This is a genomic window from Aestuariivirga sp. (assembly GCF_046294715.1).
Lineage (GTDB): Bacteria > Pseudomonadota > Alphaproteobacteria > Rhizobiales > Aestuariivirgaceae > Aestuariivirga.
The window spans coordinates 1-16,076 of sequence record NZ_JBKBKI010000051.1; the positions used below are offsets into that span (position 1 = coordinate 1).

The 16,076-nt window shown below is 63.9% G+C and carries 12 protein-coding genes and 1 tRNA gene; 6 read left to right on the forward strand and 7 right to left on the reverse strand.

What is annotated here, in order from left to right:
• The 3 genes from ACK4HL_RS19595 to ACK4HL_RS19605 all read right to left on the reverse strand — a co-directional run.
• On the reverse strand, window positions 1-1,365 hold a 1,365-nt coding region (locus ACK4HL_RS19595), incomplete at its 3' end, for a calcium-binding protein (protein WP_409764246.1).
• Window positions 1,366-1,746: 381 nt separating this feature from the next.
• Window positions 1,747-3,144, reverse strand: a complete 1,398-nt coding sequence (locus tag ACK4HL_RS19600) for an HlyD family type I secretion periplasmic adaptor subunit (protein WP_409764249.1) — start codon at window positions 3,142-3,144, stop codon at window positions 1,747-1,749.
• Window positions 3,145-3,278: 134 nt separating this feature from the next.
• Window positions 3,279-5,471, reverse strand: coding sequence for a type I secretion system permease/ATPase (locus tag ACK4HL_RS19605; protein ID WP_409764252.1), 2,193 nt, complete (start codon window positions 5,469-5,471; stop codon window positions 3,279-3,281).
• 213 nt (window positions 5,472-5,684) lie between these two features.
• Between ACK4HL_RS19605 and ACK4HL_RS19610 the strand changes: the two genes are divergently transcribed.
• Window positions 5,685-9,074 (forward strand): hypothetical protein, encoded by a 3,390-nt coding sequence (locus tag ACK4HL_RS19610; RefSeq protein WP_409764255.1) that lies wholly within the window; start codon window positions 5,685-5,687, stop codon window positions 9,072-9,074.
• 585 nt (window positions 9,075-9,659) lie between these two features.
• Here the strand turns inward: ACK4HL_RS19610 and ACK4HL_RS19615 are convergent.
• From ACK4HL_RS19615 to ACK4HL_RS19630, 4 genes are all read right to left on the reverse strand, one after another.
• On the reverse strand, window positions 9,660-9,869 hold the full coding sequence (locus ACK4HL_RS19615; RefSeq protein ID WP_409764258.1) for a hypothetical protein: 210 nt from the start codon (window positions 9,867-9,869) through the stop codon (window positions 9,660-9,662).
• A 68-nt stretch (window positions 9,870-9,937) separates the two neighbouring features.
• Window positions 9,938-10,555: a hypothetical protein gene (locus tag ACK4HL_RS19620; protein ID WP_409764261.1), complete on the reverse strand. Its 618-nt coding sequence runs from the start codon at window positions 10,553-10,555 to the stop codon at window positions 9,938-9,940.
• Between the two features lie 655 nt (window positions 10,556-11,210).
• Window positions 11,211-11,300 (reverse strand) — tRNA-Ser (locus tag ACK4HL_RS19625).
• Between the two features lie 53 nt (window positions 11,301-11,353).
• Window positions 11,354-12,121: a class II aldolase/adducin family protein gene (locus ACK4HL_RS19630; protein ID WP_409764264.1), complete on the reverse strand. Its 768-nt coding sequence runs from the start codon at window positions 12,119-12,121 to the stop codon at window positions 11,354-11,356.
• A 104-nt stretch (window positions 12,122-12,225) separates the two neighbouring features.
• Between ACK4HL_RS19630 and ACK4HL_RS19635 the strand changes: the two genes are divergently transcribed.
• The 5 genes from ACK4HL_RS19635 to ACK4HL_RS19655 form a co-directional block, all read left to right on the forward strand.
• On the forward strand, window positions 12,226-12,660 hold the full coding sequence (locus ACK4HL_RS19635; protein ID WP_409764267.1) for a DUF2147 domain-containing protein: 435 nt from the start codon (window positions 12,226-12,228) through the stop codon (window positions 12,658-12,660).
• Window positions 12,657-13,391 carry a tetratricopeptide repeat protein gene (locus ACK4HL_RS19640; protein ID WP_409764270.1) on the forward strand — a complete coding sequence of 245 codons (735 nt, stop codon included), beginning with the start codon at window positions 12,657-12,659 and terminating at the stop codon, window positions 13,389-13,391. The genes ACK4HL_RS19635 and ACK4HL_RS19640 overlap by 4 nt, the downstream gene beginning before the upstream one ends.
• A gap of 123 nt (window positions 13,392-13,514) precedes the next feature.
• Window positions 13,515-14,513 carry a septal ring lytic transglycosylase RlpA family protein gene (locus ACK4HL_RS19645; protein WP_409764273.1) on the forward strand — a complete coding sequence of 333 codons (999 nt, stop codon included), beginning with the start codon at window positions 13,515-13,517 and terminating at the stop codon, window positions 14,511-14,513.
• A gap of 160 nt (window positions 14,514-14,673) precedes the next feature.
• Complete coding sequence (locus tag ACK4HL_RS19650) at window positions 14,674-15,837, forward strand: D-alanyl-D-alanine carboxypeptidase family protein (RefSeq protein ID WP_409764276.1); 1,164 nt, start codon at window positions 14,674-14,676, stop codon at window positions 15,835-15,837.
• Window positions 15,838-16,076 (forward strand): dTMP kinase (locus tag ACK4HL_RS19655; RefSeq protein WP_409764279.1); only part of this gene is annotated, 239 nt, incomplete at its 3' end.

The following is a 16,076-nucleotide window of genomic DNA, read 5'->3' on the forward strand; positions in this document are numbered from 1 at the left end:
CTCGTCCGCCCCCGAGCCGCCGCGCAGCGTGTCGTTGCCGTCATCGCCCATCAGCTTGTCCGAGCCCGCCTCGCCCCAAAGCTCATCGTCTTCCGTTCCGCCCCACAGCTCGTCGTTGCCCTCGCCGCCATAGAGAACATCGTTGCCCTGTTCGCCCATCAGCGCGTCGTTCCCGGCCCCTCCTCCCAGCCAGTCGTTGCCATCACCGCCACGCAGGGTGTCGTCGCCGTCCATCCCCTTGATCACGTCGTTGCCGGCCAGGCCGAGAATGGTGTTCGCGGCACTGTCGCCCGTCAGAGTGTTGTCGCCCGCAAGCACGATCGCCATGATCTCGTCACGCGAGTAGGTGCGCGATGTCGCGTAGTCAGACACCACGACGCTTTCAACGCCGTGGCCCTCGCCGGCAGCCGTCCTGAGCTGGCCGACCAGCGTCACGCTGCGGGAGGAATCACCCTCCACCGTGATCACCACGTCGTTCCCGCTGCTGGTGAAGACCAGCTTGCCGGGGTCATCAACATAAGTCGTCAGCTGATCGGCGCCTGACGTGGCTCCCTCGATGATTCTGACGTGACCGCCGGTATAGCCTGTCACGGAATAACGATCCGATCCGCCCCGGCCCTCGAGCCAGTCGTTGCCCCCGGCACCCCCATAGAGCGTGTTGGCCTTGTCGTCGCCCCGGAGAACATCGTCGTACGTGCTGCCAAACACGATCTCGATATTGCTGAAGATGTCGCCTTCGGCTTCCCCGCCGGAGCCTTTGCCCGTCTGGAGGTCCACCGTGACGCCGCTCGTGGAAAATGTGTAGTAGAGCACGTCTGATGCGCCTTCCCCGCCGTCGATCGTGTCCTTGCCATCGCCCCCGTGGATGTTGTCGTCGCCCTGGCCGCCGAGAATCGTATCGTCCCCGTCTTTGCCCCACAGCCAGTCGTCGCCTGTGCCTCCCTCCAGCCAGTCTGCGCCGCTGCCACCATTCAAAATGTCGTGCCCGTTGCCGCCGTAGAACTTCACCCCCTCTTGAGGGTCTACGGAGTTGGAGACGAGAGAGTCGCGGCCATCCCCGCCGTAGGCGATGTCGTTCCCGCCATTGGTCACGATGTTATCGTGGCCGCCCTTGCCGTAGAACGTGTCATCCGCGGAGGTGCCGGTCAGATCGTCATTCCCCTCGGTGCCCTGAATCACTGCCTTGGAGCTTCGGACCTGCTGGGCGGAAGGAGGAACGGCGGAAACGCCGGACGCAACGTCCTGCGCTTCCTCCAGGCCAAGGCGGCGCGATGTTGGCTGTAGTATTTCGCTGAAGTCCCCCGCGGGAGCAGCTAGCTCCGGCGAGAGAGTGCCAATCCGCATCTCGAATGTTGTGTCCGTCATGTTTTCCCCCCAAGTTTTTTGTTTACGCTAGGGAAATTTCTTGACATCTACCCCAGCTTGTGAGGTCAGACTATACCGCCCGATTCTATACTTACAATCAGAATGTGTATAATCCGCCGATTTCGAAACATCGGTCACATACCGCAAGCGGTCAGGGCCGTAGCCGTGGACGAGTTCGCCTCGCGCATTCGATCTATCGTCGCCCTGCATGAGCGTCGGCCGTCCTGTCGCGGGTCCGATCAGGCGCATTGGGCGTGAAAAACCGCACATGCGCCCGTCTATTTTCAATGACGCTAGGGAAGGAAGAGTATCTTTAACCGCCCTACAGCCGGGACGTTACGTCATGCACAGAAACATCCGCCGCCGTCGCCAGCGCGCCGCTCACCGCTCGCGGATCGACTCGCTCGTCACCTCGCGGATCGGGGAAAGCAGATATTCGAGGATGCGGCGTTTTCCCGTCTTGATTTCCGCCGAGACGGCCATGCCCGGAACCAGCGGCACCGTCTTCCCGTCCACGATCAGGCTGTCGCGTTCCGCCACCAGGGTAACGGGGAACACAAGTGACTGCACGCGCTGCGCGCCAGCGGCCTGAAGGCTGGGGCCGAGCCGCGTCGGGTCGGCCTCGCTCATGCGCGCGTCGGGCTCGGGGATCGCATCATGGGCGATGCGGGAGACCTTCGCCGCAATCGTGCCGTAGCGCGTGTAGGGATAGGCCTCCACCTTGATGGCTGCTATCTGGCCCGGCTCGACGAAGCCGATGTCGCGGTTCGGCAGGTAGACCTCCATCTCCAGCCGGGAGCCGCTCGGCACGATGCGCATCACTTCCTGCCCGGGGCTGAACACCTGACCGATGCTGGTGACGCTGGAGGCGTGAACGATCCCGTCCACCGGGCTGCGCAGGGTCATGCGCTCGAGCCGCAGTTCCGCTTTGGCGAGGCGCGGCGCCACGTCCTCGATCTGCCGGCGCGCCTCGCTCGCCTTCGTCAGGTTCTCCGCGGCGAAGGTTTCCTTGATCCTGTCACGCTCCAGTTCGAGAAGTTCGAGTGCCCGCGCCACTTCGGCAAGCTGGCCCTGTTCGCGCGCGAGGGTCACGAGCTGCTGGCTGAGCACCTCGGCGGCATCGATCACCACGGCGCGGCTGGCCACCTGGTTCTTCTCCAGGGTGGTGCGCATCTGCACGCGCTCATCGAGAAGCGCGATGAGGTCGCGAAGTGCCCGGATCGTGCCCGTGAGCCGTTCGCGTTCGGCGATCTTCTGCTGACGCTGTCCGTCGATGGTGCGCAGCTCTGCCGCAAAGCTCCGCAACTCGCCGCGCTGCAGTTCCTCTTCTCGCCGCCGCACGTCTCCGGGAATGTTCTCCGGCCAGGCGATCGCCGCGTCGGTGAAATCCTCCGCGGCAGACGCCTCCACGTTGCGCATGCGCCGCAGCACTTCCGCGGAGAGCGAGTGAAAGGCGGCGGTGAGAGCGCGCACGTCTTCCGCGGCATCGGCGGAATCGAGCTCCACCAGCGGATCGTCCTGCTTCACCATGGCGCCGTTCTCGACGAGGATGCGCGCCACCCGCCCGCCTTCCACGAACTGCACCGTCTTCACCCTTCCGCTGGGCTGCACCTTGCCCTGGGCCACGGCGACGACATCCGTCCAGCCGAACCACGACCACGCGAGCGCCGCCGTCGCCAGCGCGCAGATGAAGAGCAGGAGCCCGATGCCGATCGGCGATGCAGGCCGCTCCAGGATCTCGAGCGCCGCCGGCAGGAACTCCTGGTCGTCGCGGTGCATCCGCGCCGGCGGGCGCCGTGTAAGCTCCCGGTTCGCACGCGGACTCTTTCCTGGCGCAGGCGCAACCTTCTGGGCAGGCGCAGGCAGCGGCTTTGCGCTGTCGCCACCCGGATCGTGCAGTTTCTCCACCGCGCTCATGCCTGATCTCCCTCGCTTTGCATCGCCCACAGCCGGGCGTAGAGGCCGCGCGGCCGGTCGATCAGCTCGGCATGGGTGCCCGTCTCCACGATGCGGCCGTCGAGCATGCCGACGATGCGGTCGGCGTTGCGGATGGTGGAGAGGCGGTGCGCAATGACGATCACCGTGCGCCCCTCCGCGATCTGGCGCATGTTGCGCTGGATGATGCGCTCGCTCTCGTAGTCGAGCGCGCTCGTCGCCTCGTCGAGGATCAGGATGCGCGGGTTGGTCACCAGGGCGCGGGCGATGACGATGCGCTGGCGCTGTCCGCCGGAGAGGTTGGCGCCGCGCTCCTCGATCATGGTGTCGTAACCCGCGGGCAGCTTCGAGATGAAGTCATGCGCGCCCGAAAGCTTCGCCGTCTCGATCACCCGGCTGCGCGGCAGCGCCGGGTTGGAAAGCGCGATGTTGTCGTGGATGCTGCGGTTGAACAGCAGGTTCTCCTGCAGCACCACGCCGATGTGCATGCGCAGCCAGGAGGGATCGACCTGCGAAAGGTCCACGCCGTCGATCGTCACCTGTCCCTCATGCGGTACGTAGAAGCGCTGGACGAGCTTGGCGAGGGAGGATTTCCCGCAGCCCGAGGGCCCGACGATCGCCAGCATCTCGCCGGGCTTGATCGAGAGGCTGATGTCCTTCAGCACGTCCTGGGATGAGCCGGGATAGCGGAAGTGCACACGCTTGAAGGCGATGGCACCGCGCGGCGGGGGCAGGGCGGCCATGCGGGGGTTCGAGGGTTCCGGCGGCGTGTTCAGGATGTCGCCCATGCGGGCGAGCGAAATCCCCACCTGCTGGAACTCCTGCCAGATCTGTGAAAGCCGCAGCACCGGCTCGGACACGTGGTTGGCGAACATGTTGAAGGCGATGAGCGAACCGACCGTCATCTCGCCGTTGATCACCGCCTGCGCGCCGAACAGGATGATCGCGGCCGAGGTCAGCCGGCTGACGAGCTGAATCATGCCCTGGCCCGTCGCCGCCGTCATGCTGGCGCGGAAGCTGGTGCGCACATAGGCGGCGAGGCGCTCTTCCCACTGCATGCGCATAGAAGGCTCGACGGCCGCCGCCTTCACCGTGGGTGCTCCCACCACGGTTTCGATCAGGAACTGCTGGCTTTCGGCGCCGCGGTTGAAGCGCTCCATGATGCGCTCGCGCAGCACCGGCCCGATCAGGAAGCCGATCAGGAAATAGAGCGGAAAGGAGACGAGCACGATCAGCGTGAGCTTCACCGAATAGCTCAGCATCACCGCCAGGAAGATCGTGCCGAAAAGGATGTCGAGCACGGTGAACAGCGCAGGCCCCGTGAGAAAGCCGCGGATGCTCTCGAGCTCGCGCACCCGTGCCACCGTCTGGCCCGCTGGCCGCGTTTCGAAATAGCCCACGGGCAGCCGCATCATGTGCGCGAAGAGCCGCTGGCCGAGCTCGACGTCGATCCGGTTCGTCGTGTGCGTCAGCGCATAGGTGCGCATCCACTGCAGGAGCTGGTCGAAGATCGTGACTGCGACGAGCCCGGCGACCACCACGTAGAGGGTTGAGAGACTCTGGTGCACCAGCACCTTGTCCACGACCACCTGGAAGAACAGCGGCGAAACGAGCGCGAAGAACTGGATGAACAGCGAGGCGAGGAGCACGTGCCCGAGCGCTTTCCGGTAGCGGAGCAGCGAAGGCAGGAACCACCGTATGTTGAAGCCGCCGGGATCGGCACCGGCTCCGAGGAAGCGGCGCTGCACGAGAATGAGGAGCGGCTCCAGCTGGCCAAGCGCCACATCGGCCGGAACGTCCTGGGGCAGCCTTGCCACCGGATCGACAATCCGCAGGAAGCCCTCCTGGTTCGAATGCGCCAATATGACGAAGCCACCTTCCTTGCGCCGGGCGATGGCCGGCAACGGCGCGGCCGCCATCCGTTGTGGCGCCTGCCCCCGCAGGACGCGTGACTTCAGCCCGATCAGCCTGGCGGCCCTTACGACGTATTCCGGGCCGGCTCCGCGCTCGGAAAGGCTGAGTTCCCTTGCGAGGTGCACAGGATCGGCGGCAACTTGAAAGGCGGCAGCAATGCCGCACAGGCACGCCATACCAGCGTCCGGGTGCAGCGCGTCCTGCTGTCCCGGCCTCCCGGTGTCGCCCGAGCGCCTGATGGCGGCAGAACTCTCCATGCAGCGTACCTCCTATAAGCTCAATCCGAGGATCGCATAATCCATAATGGCGATTTACACAATCAAAGAGAGTGTTACTTATCCTAAGGTAATAGTATTCCAAACGGGAAGATTACGCTATTAAGAGTTGAATTGTACTTTTGGTATTGTAGAGTCGGTCACCGTTCCGAAGCCTGACATTACGGCAAGAAATAGTGGGGGGGGGGTCCGGAAATGGCGGACGTAAGCTTTAACGTGGTTGCAGACAATCGGGGTCGGTCGAGAGGGCTTGCTGCGCGCAAACGACGCCGCAGCCTTGTTTCTGACGACCCTGCGGCCGTGCTCAACATCTCAGTCGCAGCGGAAAATGGGTCAGCGGATGATTTGCGCCCCTACGCCGATGCCGCACCACACCTCAGGGCGCTCGTCCAAACTGAGATTCGTGGCGATGGTGCAGACAATACGTTGGTCGGGAGCGATGGTGACGAGCTTTTTCTTGCCTTCGGCGGAAACGACAGGATCTTCTATGGCGGAGGTATTGATACCGTTATGGGGGGATCGGGAAACGACGTCGTCAGGCCGTTCGAAGACGAGGGTCGGCAGTCGACGTCGTACAATGTGATCTATGGCGAGGAGGGGGACGACGACATCACCGGATCGAACGGTAATAACTGGCTGTCCGGCGGCGCTGGCAACGACACGATCCGCGGGGCGGGTGGCAATGACACCATCAGCGCGGGCGAGGGTGACGACCGAATCGATGGCGGCGAGGGCGCGGACTTGATCGTTGGCCATGATGGAACGGACACGGTCACCTATGAGAATTCGAAGCGTGGCGTGTCGGTGAACCTCTCCACCGGAAAAGCTTCAGGTGGTGATGCGCAGGGCGACAGTCTTTACGGGGTCGAAAACCTGGAGGGAAGTTCATACAACGACGTTCTCACCGGTGATGGCGGGAGCAATTCGCTTAGTGGAGGAAGCGGCAGAGACAAGCTGAACGGACGCGGCGGGGACGATCTGTTGGTGGGGGGAACAGGCGCGGATACGCTCGACGGGGGAGATGGTTCGGATACGGCCTCCTACGACACGTCTGAAGCAGGCGTGATTGTGCAACTCTTCTCTCTCGGCGGACCCGGAAAGGGTTCAGGCGGCGATGCAGAAGGCGACACGCTCGTCAACATCGAAAATTTGACCGGCAGCAGGTTCGATGACTTCCTCTACGGCGATTACCGCAACAATGTTCTTGCTGGCGGAAGCGGCAACGACATGCTGCGGGGCGGGTTCGGCGCGGATGCGCTGAACGGCGGAGAGGGCAATGACACAGCCGCCTATTTCACTTCCGGTTCTGGGGTGAAGGTCGATCTCCGCGACGGGGTTGGTCGCGGAGGGGATGCCGAGGGAGACAGTCTGGTCGACATCGAGAATGTGCATGGCAGCGTGTACGACGATGTACTGATCGGCGATGCCAAGGACAATTACCTTACAGGATACCTGGGCAACGATACGCTCGAAGGCGGGGCGGGCAACGACACCTATTTCTGGCGACCCGGCGACGGTTCCGATGCAATCGAGGAGGCTGTCGGCGGGGGCAACGACACGCTGCTCTTCGGAGATGGCGTCAAAGGATCGAACGTCTCCGCGGCGCGTTCGGGCGGAGATTTCGTCCTCACCATCGCCGGCGAGACAAGCGCGAGCCTGATCTTGCGCAATCAGATCTGGGGTGTGATCGACCAGGTCAAGTTCGCGAGTGGCGAGACGTGGTCTGCGGCAGATTTGCTGGAGAAGGTCTATGACCAGGTCGAATCCGGCGGTAACGGAAAAGATACACTGACGGGAACCACCGGGGACGATTTCCTGGCGGGCGGCAAGGGAAACGATACCTATCGCTGGAATCGCGGAAGCGGCAATGATTTCATTCAGGAGGCCATCCGAGGCGGTGGCAACGATACGTTGTTCCTGGGTAAGGGAATCACGGCCTCTGACGTGAGCGTTGGCTTCTCTGGAAGCGACATCATTCTCACCATTGGCGGGCCGAGAGGCGGCTCAGTCAGACTGGGACAACAGCTCCACGGTGCGATCGAACGCATCAGATTCTCTGACGGGAAGGAATGGTCGGCCGATCAATTGAACGCCCTGGCGTTTGACGCAGCTCTTCCCGAAGGAACCCTTCTCGGCGATGCGCTGCGGGAGAATGCGCAAAATGCCATGGCAAGCGGCAGTTCGGCAAACTGGTTGCCGAACTGGGCGCACAAGGTGGCAGACTTCATTTCGAAGTCGGGCAGTGGAGGTCTCGATGCGCTGAAACTGTTCTGGAAGAAGACTGAAACCCTGGTGGAAAACGAGATCGACGCTGCGGGACGCCTCGGGAAAGGTATTTTCGAAACCCTGAAAGCGGGCGGCGAAGCTGTCCTCGGAGCCTTCGAACTGGGACTGGGAAAACTCCTCGGTCTCCAGGGCTTGTCCTCCCACGCCAGTGAGATGCTGTCAAAGGCAAGATCAGACCTGAAGACGGGACTCACGGATGAAGTAACCGCCGTGATCATGGCAGCGATGAACCAGAACGCCGAACAGGCGGCGGTCACGCTGAACCGCATCAGTCTGCTTTCAACTTACCTGGATATGATCAGAACCGGAGATACAAGCAGACTCGAGACCGACCCCATCCTGAAGAGCTTCGAAGATGCGGGTGCGGAGTATGCTGCGGCAGTCGAAAGCATGGATAGCCTTATCGAAGAGCCGATCTCCGAAGAGAAGATAACTTACAAGCAGTTCGTCAACAAGATGAGCAGATTTGACCTTGGGTTCGAGATCACGGGGTGGGCGAACGAGGGTCCAGCGATCAGTTGGGGGCAACTCCGGTTTAATCACATGAGCAAGATGGTGAACGGCCAATTGGTCAATGGACTCGCAATACGTTTTCTTGACCTTGATGGCGTTTACCCGTCTGCTCTTAGCGGCAAGCTTGCGGGTGATTATGGAGCATTTGGCGTTCGTGAACTCCGAAGGTGGGATAACCCGGATGGGACAAAGACCTGGGAATGGCACTCTGCCATCGGCCTCGGCGCAGAACTCGAAGGAAACCCCCTGGCCCTCAAACCAATCGTGGGGCAGTTGTCGATACTCGAGCGGGAGATAGAGGCGGTCACGGGGATTGAACTGCCCAGCATGGAAGCTTCGGCCGAGGCCGTCGGGCAAGAAGTCATCGAAACCGTGGAGGAGGTTGGAGTAGCACTGAGTCCCTTCGGCATCAACTTGACGCTTCAGGGAGGCGTGGGCGGATTCCTTTACACTTACAAGCAGCTCAATGACACCGGTGCCAAGCCCTATCTCACGATACTCCTCGGAGACCTTCTGGCCGGCGGTCTGGCTGCGGGCCTCACAGCGGCGCTCGTTCCCGGGCCCGTCATCGCGAAAGCCATGGCCGCGGAGCTCGCGTTCGACTGTGTGTCCTTCGGTATGGACGCCCTCACGACGCCTCTATACAAGCAGCATGAGATTGGCGTTGTTGGAGCCGGTTGGCTCGATGTGCAGGTGAAGGGCTTGTGGACTGCGAACACTTGGGGTTTCGGCGGAGGTGGGCGGGCGCAAGCGAACTGGCTTCTTTCGAACGCCTTCACGTCGTGAAGCGCGATGCAGCCGAGTAGCTCGTCCGCCGCGGCCGGCAGGTCCTGCGGCAGCCTTCCGAAAGGATCGACGATGCGCAGGACGCTGTCCTGACTCGTGTTCGTCAGGAGGAGGAAGCCGCCGTCCTTTCGCCTGGCAATCGCAGGCAATGGGGCGGCCACCATCCGGTCCGGCGATTGGCCCTTGAGGATACGGGCCTTGAGCCCGATCAGGTGGGCGGCCCGCACGACGTCCTCGGGGCCGGTTTCTCCTGCCGTGATATTGAGCTCGCGTGCCAGGTGTGCGGGATCGGCGGCGATCCGAAAGGCCGCGCAATGCCACAGAGTCAGGCGATCCCCGGATCGATCGAGGGCTTTTCCGCCTTGCGTTCCCCGTGGCTCTCCTCGACGCGCCTCGCGGCTGCAGAACTTTCCATGATCACTCGATAAACTCGTTCAAGGGGATAAACACAATCGCTACGAGTCTGTCTGAGGTGGCAAGACCGGCAGACCCGCGCCATTGAAAGGCCGGGGGCGATAGGTGCACGGGTCGCGGCAGCAAAACCGGCGGCGGCGAACCTGGCGACCTAGTCCCGCCTGCGCTTCCTCACCGGGCGGGAGGAAGTTTTCCCAGGAGGCCGGGCAGCAGCCAGCAACCGAGCGAATTGCAGTGCCGGACGGCGCGTGTCGAAACCGTCTCGGGTGTAAGATCGACGCCGGGTCCATCGGCCTTCGTGGCTTCCTGTCCCAGGAACACCGACAGGGCCAGAGAGGCGGCAAGCACAAGCAGTTTGGTTTCAATGCCCATCTGCAGCATCCCACTCCATGCGTGCGATGAGTAGACAGGAAGATTGGTTAACATCGCGTGAGGGCGGCAGGCTGCCGCTAGAGGTAGCGATAGCCATCCCACAGTTTTACGGCCTGCGGAAACCTGCCTGCCACGCAATCATAGACATCGCGGTAGTGACGCGCGATCTCGCCTCTCGCGTCTTCCCCGAGGTTCTGGCGCTTCGGGCTGGTGTTCACCTTCTGCTCGGTGAGACGTGGCCTGTAGGGCACTTGAAGAAAAGCGGAGATCGCAAAATCCGGCAGCTCACTGTGCATGGTTTCGTAGAACCCGATGTAGAGCTCCTCGGGGCCGAAGACGGACTCGAGGGCCGAAAGGGTCGCATCGTAGCGTGTCCGCATTTCCGCTTTCTCGGACCTGGCGTAGGAAAGCACGTCGGCCTCATTGACGTCGGTGTGGCCGAGCTCCTTCCTTGCCTGCATGCGGACGGCGCTCCAGCAGCGCTCCACCGGGTCCCGCATGAGGAACACGGCCTTGACGTGAATCTGCCTCTCTTCGAAGCCGGCTCTGACGCCTTCCAGCACTTCGGCGCCGAGGCCGGCGTAGGAAGGCGTGATGTCCATCGTCACTTGCCTTGAAGAAACCTTCAGCAGCTCGGCAAAATGCTCGAAATAGACGGAGGGCCGCTGCTGCATCGCGTGCCGGAGCTTCGACACGTCGCTTGCTTGGCTGTCCGCCGGCTGACATCGGGAAGCTCTGCGGACGTTCCTGCAGCATGCACTTTCATACACTTATCTCCCAGTCCGGTTCAACACCGCTCAACTCCGGATTTCAGCCGTGGCCACCCGGGCGTGAAGCGCAGCCATTGATAAAGCCGTCGGTGGTTGGCAGTTCATCACTTGGGTTGAGGCTTGCTTCCCTCTGCGGCCCATTTCAGGCAACGCCGATGGCGGGCGTCACACTGCTTCTTGCAGTCGCTGACAGCCGTACCGATGTCGATCAACTGGTCGCATCCATTGTCGCAGGTCACCCACCGGGCGTCGCATCGTCCCTGCCTGCTGGCAGAGTCCTGGGGCCACTTCTGGGCTGCAAACCCGCCTGGCGCCGAAAGAGCGAGGCCAGCAGCAAACAAGACGAAGCAGCCTGAAGCTCGAGAAAGAAGCATTGCACTCTCTCCTTCAGAAGAAACATCATTCCCCGGGATGCAAGAGCGACTGCTTCTTATGATCTCACTGCCGTCCGGACTTTACAAGTCCCGACCCTTGCCGCAGCGCGCAACAGCCCGCAGCACGTGCGCAGACGAGAATTGAATGAAAACCAAGGCAATGGGACTGGCGCGTGATGAGCCGCAGGAGACTGTCCGGGCTGAAGTGGCGGAGGGGGAGGGATTCGAACCCCCGGAGGGCGTGAACCCTCAACGGTTTTCAAGACCGCCGCAATCGACCGCTCTGCCACCCCTCCAGGCGCCGGCGAGGGCCGTTCCTAGCAGCCTTCGCCGGCGATCTCAATTCCCGCTATTCGGCGTAGGAGGGGTCTTCCTCGTCGAGGATCGCCTTCATTTCCTCGAAGTGCGAGAGGAACTGCTCGCGGTCCGCCTCCCATTCCTGCGCCGTCTTCTCGGCCACCGCGGGGCTCATCACGTGCAGCTTCTGGCCCGTCGAGTAGGCGAGGATCAGGTTGCGGCAGGCGCGCTCGAGGTAATAGGTGAGGTCGAAGGCCTCGGCCACGGTGGAGGCGCAGACCAGCACGCCGTGATTGCCCATCATCATGATCTGCTTGTTGCCGAGCATGCTGCCCAGCCTGTCGCCCTCGGCGTCGGTGTTGGCCATGCCGCCGAAATCGAGGTCGACCGCCACGCGGTTGTAGAAGCGCGCGGTGTTCTGGTCGATCGGCAGGATCTCGGGATTGGCGAGCGAGGCGAGGGCCGTCGCATGGGGCGGGTGGAGGTGGATGATGCAGCGTGCCTGCGGCACGTTGGCGTGCATGCGGCCGTGGATCGACCAGGCGGTGAGGTCGGGGGCATCCGGCCGCTTCATCGTCTCCTCGTCGTTCGAATCGAGGAGCAGCAGTTCCGAGGCCTTGATGCGTGAGAAGTGCTTCCAGCGCGGGTTCATCAGGAACTTCTTGCCGTCTGCCGAGACGGCGAGGCTCAGGTGGTTGGCCACCGCCTCGTGCCAGTCGTAGCGGGCGGCGAGCCTGAATGCCGCCGCAAGGTCGACACGCAATTGCCATTCGTCGGTTTCAAGTGTTCGGGCCGTCTTGAGCGTGGCGAGGTTGCCCATCATAATCTCCTCTTCTGAGGGGAACGAGGATAACCCGTCCGGACAGGTCCGGCAATCGGCGCGGCCGGGCGTAGGCGCATGACGGGAGAGCAGGGGTGAGGGCGATGCGGACTCATGTGATGGCGGCGGCGGCACTGGCCGCGGCACTCTCGGCGGCCCCGGCGGAAGCCGGGGAGGGCGATGCCACCGGCGTCTGGCGCCTGTCGAACGGAAAGGTCACGGTGAAGGTCGCGCCCTGCGGCGGCAATCTCTGCGGGCGGGTGGTGGCGCTGAAGAAGCCGCGCGACGACAAGGGCCGCCCCCGGCTCGACAAGGAGAACCCCAACCCCGCGCTCCGTTCGCGCCCGGTGATCGGCCTCACCATCCTGTCCAACATGCGCGCCGCCGGCAACGGCCACTGGACCGGCACCATCTACAACCCGGACGACGGCAACACCTACAGTTCCCGCATGAAGCTGCAGAGCCCCAACACGATGAAGGTCGATGGCTGTGTCGCCGCCGTCTTCTGCAAGTCGATGAAGTTCATCCGCGTCCAATGAAGCACATGATGCGCATCACCCCCGCTCTTGCCCTTGCCGCCGCCCTTGCACTGGCGGGTCCCGCCGCCGCCCAGACGCTGAAGGAGCTCCCCTTCGACAAGCAGCTGACGCTCGCCAAGGTGGGCGACGTCGATGCCCAGTTCGAGGTGGGGCTCGCCTATGAGCAGGGAACGGGAGTAGAGCCCGACGAGGCCGAGGCCGCGCGCTGGTTCCGCCAGGCCGCACTGCAGGGCAATGTCGAGGCGCAATACCACCTGGCCCGTCTCGTGGCGCGGGGCGCCAAGGGCCTGAAGCAGGATCTCGGCACCGCCGTGAAGCTCTACCAGGATGCCGCCGCCAAGGGCCACGGCCCGGCGATGAACGCGCTGGGCCAGGCCTATCAGCAGGGCAAGGGCACCGATCAGGACATGGCCAAGGCTGCCGAGTGGTACGCCAAGGCGGCGGAGCAGGGCCTCCCCGATGCGCAGAACAATCTCGGCATGCTCTATCTCGAGGGCAAGGGCGTTGCGCGTGACCTGAATCGCGCCTTCAAGCTGTTCGGCGATGCCGCCGCCAAGAACGATCCCTGGGGCCTCAACAATCTGGGCGGCATGCACGAGATGGGCTGGGGCACGACGGTGGACAAGCCGCGCGCCCTCGCGCTCTACCGCCAGGCGCTCGCCGCGGGCAATCCCAAGGCCCAGCAGAACATCGACCGCCTCGAGAAAGAGGCGGCGGTGCCCGCCGATTAGCTTTCGTTAACCATACTTCCCAACGCGACGTTTACGCTCCCGGCGCAAATACTCTGCCTGTGGGGCTTCGGATACGGCCGCGGGGGGCGCGCACGGCTGGCCGGCAAGGCGGAGTGGGTGAGTATGTGGAAGTTCGCCAGGAACGCTGTGGTGTTCGTCGCCATCGGGCTGGCGCTCGCAGGCTGTTCGTCCTCGAACAAGCAGGCGAGCCGCGATCCATTCGCCGGCAAGGGCAGCCCGGTCTATCCGGGCAAGGGGCCGGTGCCGTGGGGCGGCGGGCGCTATCACGTCGGCAAGCCCTATGAGGTGGCGGGCCGCTGGTTCGAGCCCAAGGAACAGCCGGGTTACGACAAGAAGGGCACCGCCTCCTGGTACGGCGAGGCCTTCAACCGCCGCCAGACGTCGAACGGCGAATGGTTCGACATGAACCGCCTCACCGCGGCCCACCCCACGCTGCCGCTTCCGAGCTACGTGAAGGTGACCAATCTCGAGAACGGCCGCGAGGTCGTCGTCCGCGTGAATGACCGCGGGCCCTTCGTCGGCACCCGCGTCATCGATCTCTCGAAGCGCACCGCGGAAGTGCTGGACTTCAAGCACAAGGGCAAGGCGCCGGTGCGCGTCCAGTACATCGGCCCGGCGCCGCTGGAAGACAACGGCAAGCACCTGATCGCCATGAACAAGGAACTCGACCGCGGCACGCCGATGCGCAAGATGATCGCCGCCGCCGACCGCCGCAGGGGCAGGGCGCCTGCGGAGAACGTCATGGTGGCGGAGGCGAAGCCGAAAAAGAAGCTCAGGAAGGAGCCCGAAGCCGTTGCCGAGACGGTGGCCTATGCGCCGCCGGCGGAGCAGGAAGCGCAGGCAATGGAGATCTCCTGGTACGTCCAGCTCGGCTCCTTTACCGATGCCGGCAACGCGCAGCGCGCCAGGGACCAGTTCTCCGCCGTCTGGCCCGTGCAGTTCATCGAGCTGAGCGGCGCCGCGGGGCCCGTCTTCCGCGTGCGGCTCGGGCCCATCTCCAGCAAAGCCGACGCCGAAACCGCCCTCGTCGACGCCCAGGCAGCCGGCTACGGCGACGCCCGCCTGATCAAGACCGAAGCGGTGCAGGCCGCCCTGCAGTAGCATCCGGGTTCCATCCTCTCCCACGCAAGGCGCGGGAGAGGAAAAAAGGACCCCTTCTCCCGTCCGCAGGATGGGAGAAGGTGGCGCGGCACGCGCCGGAGGAGGGCCCTCCGGCCGCCTCGCGTTGATTTCGCCAAGGAAGCCGCCTAGCCTGTCCCGCATGGAACTGTTCCAGCCCTTGCGCCGACTCGTTCTTTCGCTCCTGCTGATCGCCGGCTTCCTCCTGCCCGCCACGGCCCAGGAGGCATTCGAGAGCAAGGCGCCCCACGCCATCCTCATCGATGCGCGCACGGGCCGCGTGCTGTTCGAGAAGGATGCCGACACCGCCGTTCCCCCCGCCAGCATGAGCAAGCTCATGACCATGATCATGGTCTTCGAGGCGTTGAAGGCCGGCAAGCTCACGCTCGACCAGAAATTCACCGTCACCGAGGATGCCTGGCGGCGCGGCGGCGCCATGTCGGGCGGCTCCACCATGTATGCCGAGCTCAATTCCGAAATCCGCCTGGAGGACCTGATCAAGGGCGTCGTGGTGCAGTCAGCCAACGACGCCTGCATCGTCATCGCCAATGCCATGGCGGGCAGCGAGTCCGCCTTCGCCCAGCGCATGACGGACCGTGCGCGCGAGCTCGGCGCCACGAACGCCACCTTCCGCAACGCCACGGGCCTTCCGGACCCCGAGCACCGCATGAGCGTGCGCGATCTTGCCATCATGGCGCGCCACATCGCGCAGAACTTCCCCGAATACTACAAGTACTATTCGATCCCGGAATTCACCTGGAACAAGATCAGGCAGCAGAACCGCAATCCGCTCCTCAAGGACTATCCGGGCGCGGACGGCATGAAGACCGGCTACACGCGCGAGGCGGGCTACGGCCTCGTCGGCTCCGCCATGCGCGACGGGCGCCGCCTCATCATGGTCATCACCGGCCTGAAGAGCATCAACGAGCGCCGGCAGGAGGCCCAGAACCTCCTCGACTGGGGCTTCCGCCAGTTCCGCAGCGTCGATGTCTATGCGCGGGGAGACAGGGTGGCCCAGGCACGCGTCTGGGGCGGCACCTCGCGCAGCGTCGATCTTCTCGCCGCCGCGAATGTCCGCGTCGCGCTCACCGAGCAGGAACGGCAGATGGCGGAGGTGAAGCTCGCCTACAACGGCCCGCTCATGGCGCCGGTCGAAGCCGGCAAGGAAGTGGGCAAGGTGCGCTTCGTCGTCGACGGCGTGACCGTGGCCGACGTGCCGGTGCTCACCGCCGACTCCGTCCCGGCTGAGCCCTCGATGTGGTCGCGCGCGCTCGATTCCGTCTTCATCATGATCTTCGGCAGCTAGATGGCCGGGCGCTTCATCAGTTTCGAAGGGGGCGAAGGCTCCGGCAAATCCACGCAGATCAGGCTCCTTGCCGAGAGGCTGGAGGGCAGGGGGCGCGCCGTCCTCCTCACGCGCGAGCCGGGCGGCACGCGGGAGGCGGAAGCGGTGCGCGCGCTCCCCGTCTCCAGAGACGTTGCGCGCTGGACGCCCAGGGCCGAGGACCTGCTGAACTCTGCCGCGCGCGAGCAGCACCTCGGGGA

Excerpts from the sequence above, each read along its gene's own strand:
- ACK4HL_RS19650 (WP_409764276.1), top strand. The coding sequence starts at position 14,674 with ATGGAACTGTTCCAGCCCTTGCGCCGACTCGTTCTTTCGCTCCTGCTG.
- ACK4HL_RS19630 (WP_409764264.1), bottom strand. The coding sequence starts at position 12,121 with ATGGGCAACCTCGCCACGCTCAAGACGGCCCGAACACTTGAAACCGAC.
- ACK4HL_RS19640 (WP_409764270.1), top strand. The coding sequence starts at position 12,657 with ATGAAGCACATGATGCGCATCACCCCCGCTCTTGCCCTTGCCGCCGCC.
- ACK4HL_RS19600 (WP_409764249.1), bottom strand. The coding sequence starts at position 3,144 with ATGCACCGCGACGACCAGGAGTTCCTGCCGGCGGCGCTCGAGATCCTG.
- ACK4HL_RS19635 (WP_409764267.1), top strand. The coding sequence starts at position 12,226 with ATGCGGACTCATGTGATGGCGGCGGCGGCACTGGCCGCGGCACTCTCG.
- ACK4HL_RS19605 (WP_409764252.1), bottom strand. The coding sequence starts at position 5,471 with ATGGAGAGTTCTGCCGCCATCAGGCGCTCGGGCGACACCGGGAGGCCG.
- ACK4HL_RS19645 (WP_409764273.1), top strand. The coding sequence starts at position 13,515 with ATGTGGAAGTTCGCCAGGAACGCTGTGGTGTTCGTCGCCATCGGGCTG.
- ACK4HL_RS19610 (WP_409764255.1), top strand. The coding sequence starts at position 5,685 with ATGGCGGACGTAAGCTTTAACGTGGTTGCAGACAATCGGGGTCGGTCG.
- ACK4HL_RS19615 (WP_409764258.1), bottom strand. The coding sequence starts at position 9,869 with ATGCTGCAGATGGGCATTGAAACCAAACTGCTTGTGCTTGCCGCCTCT.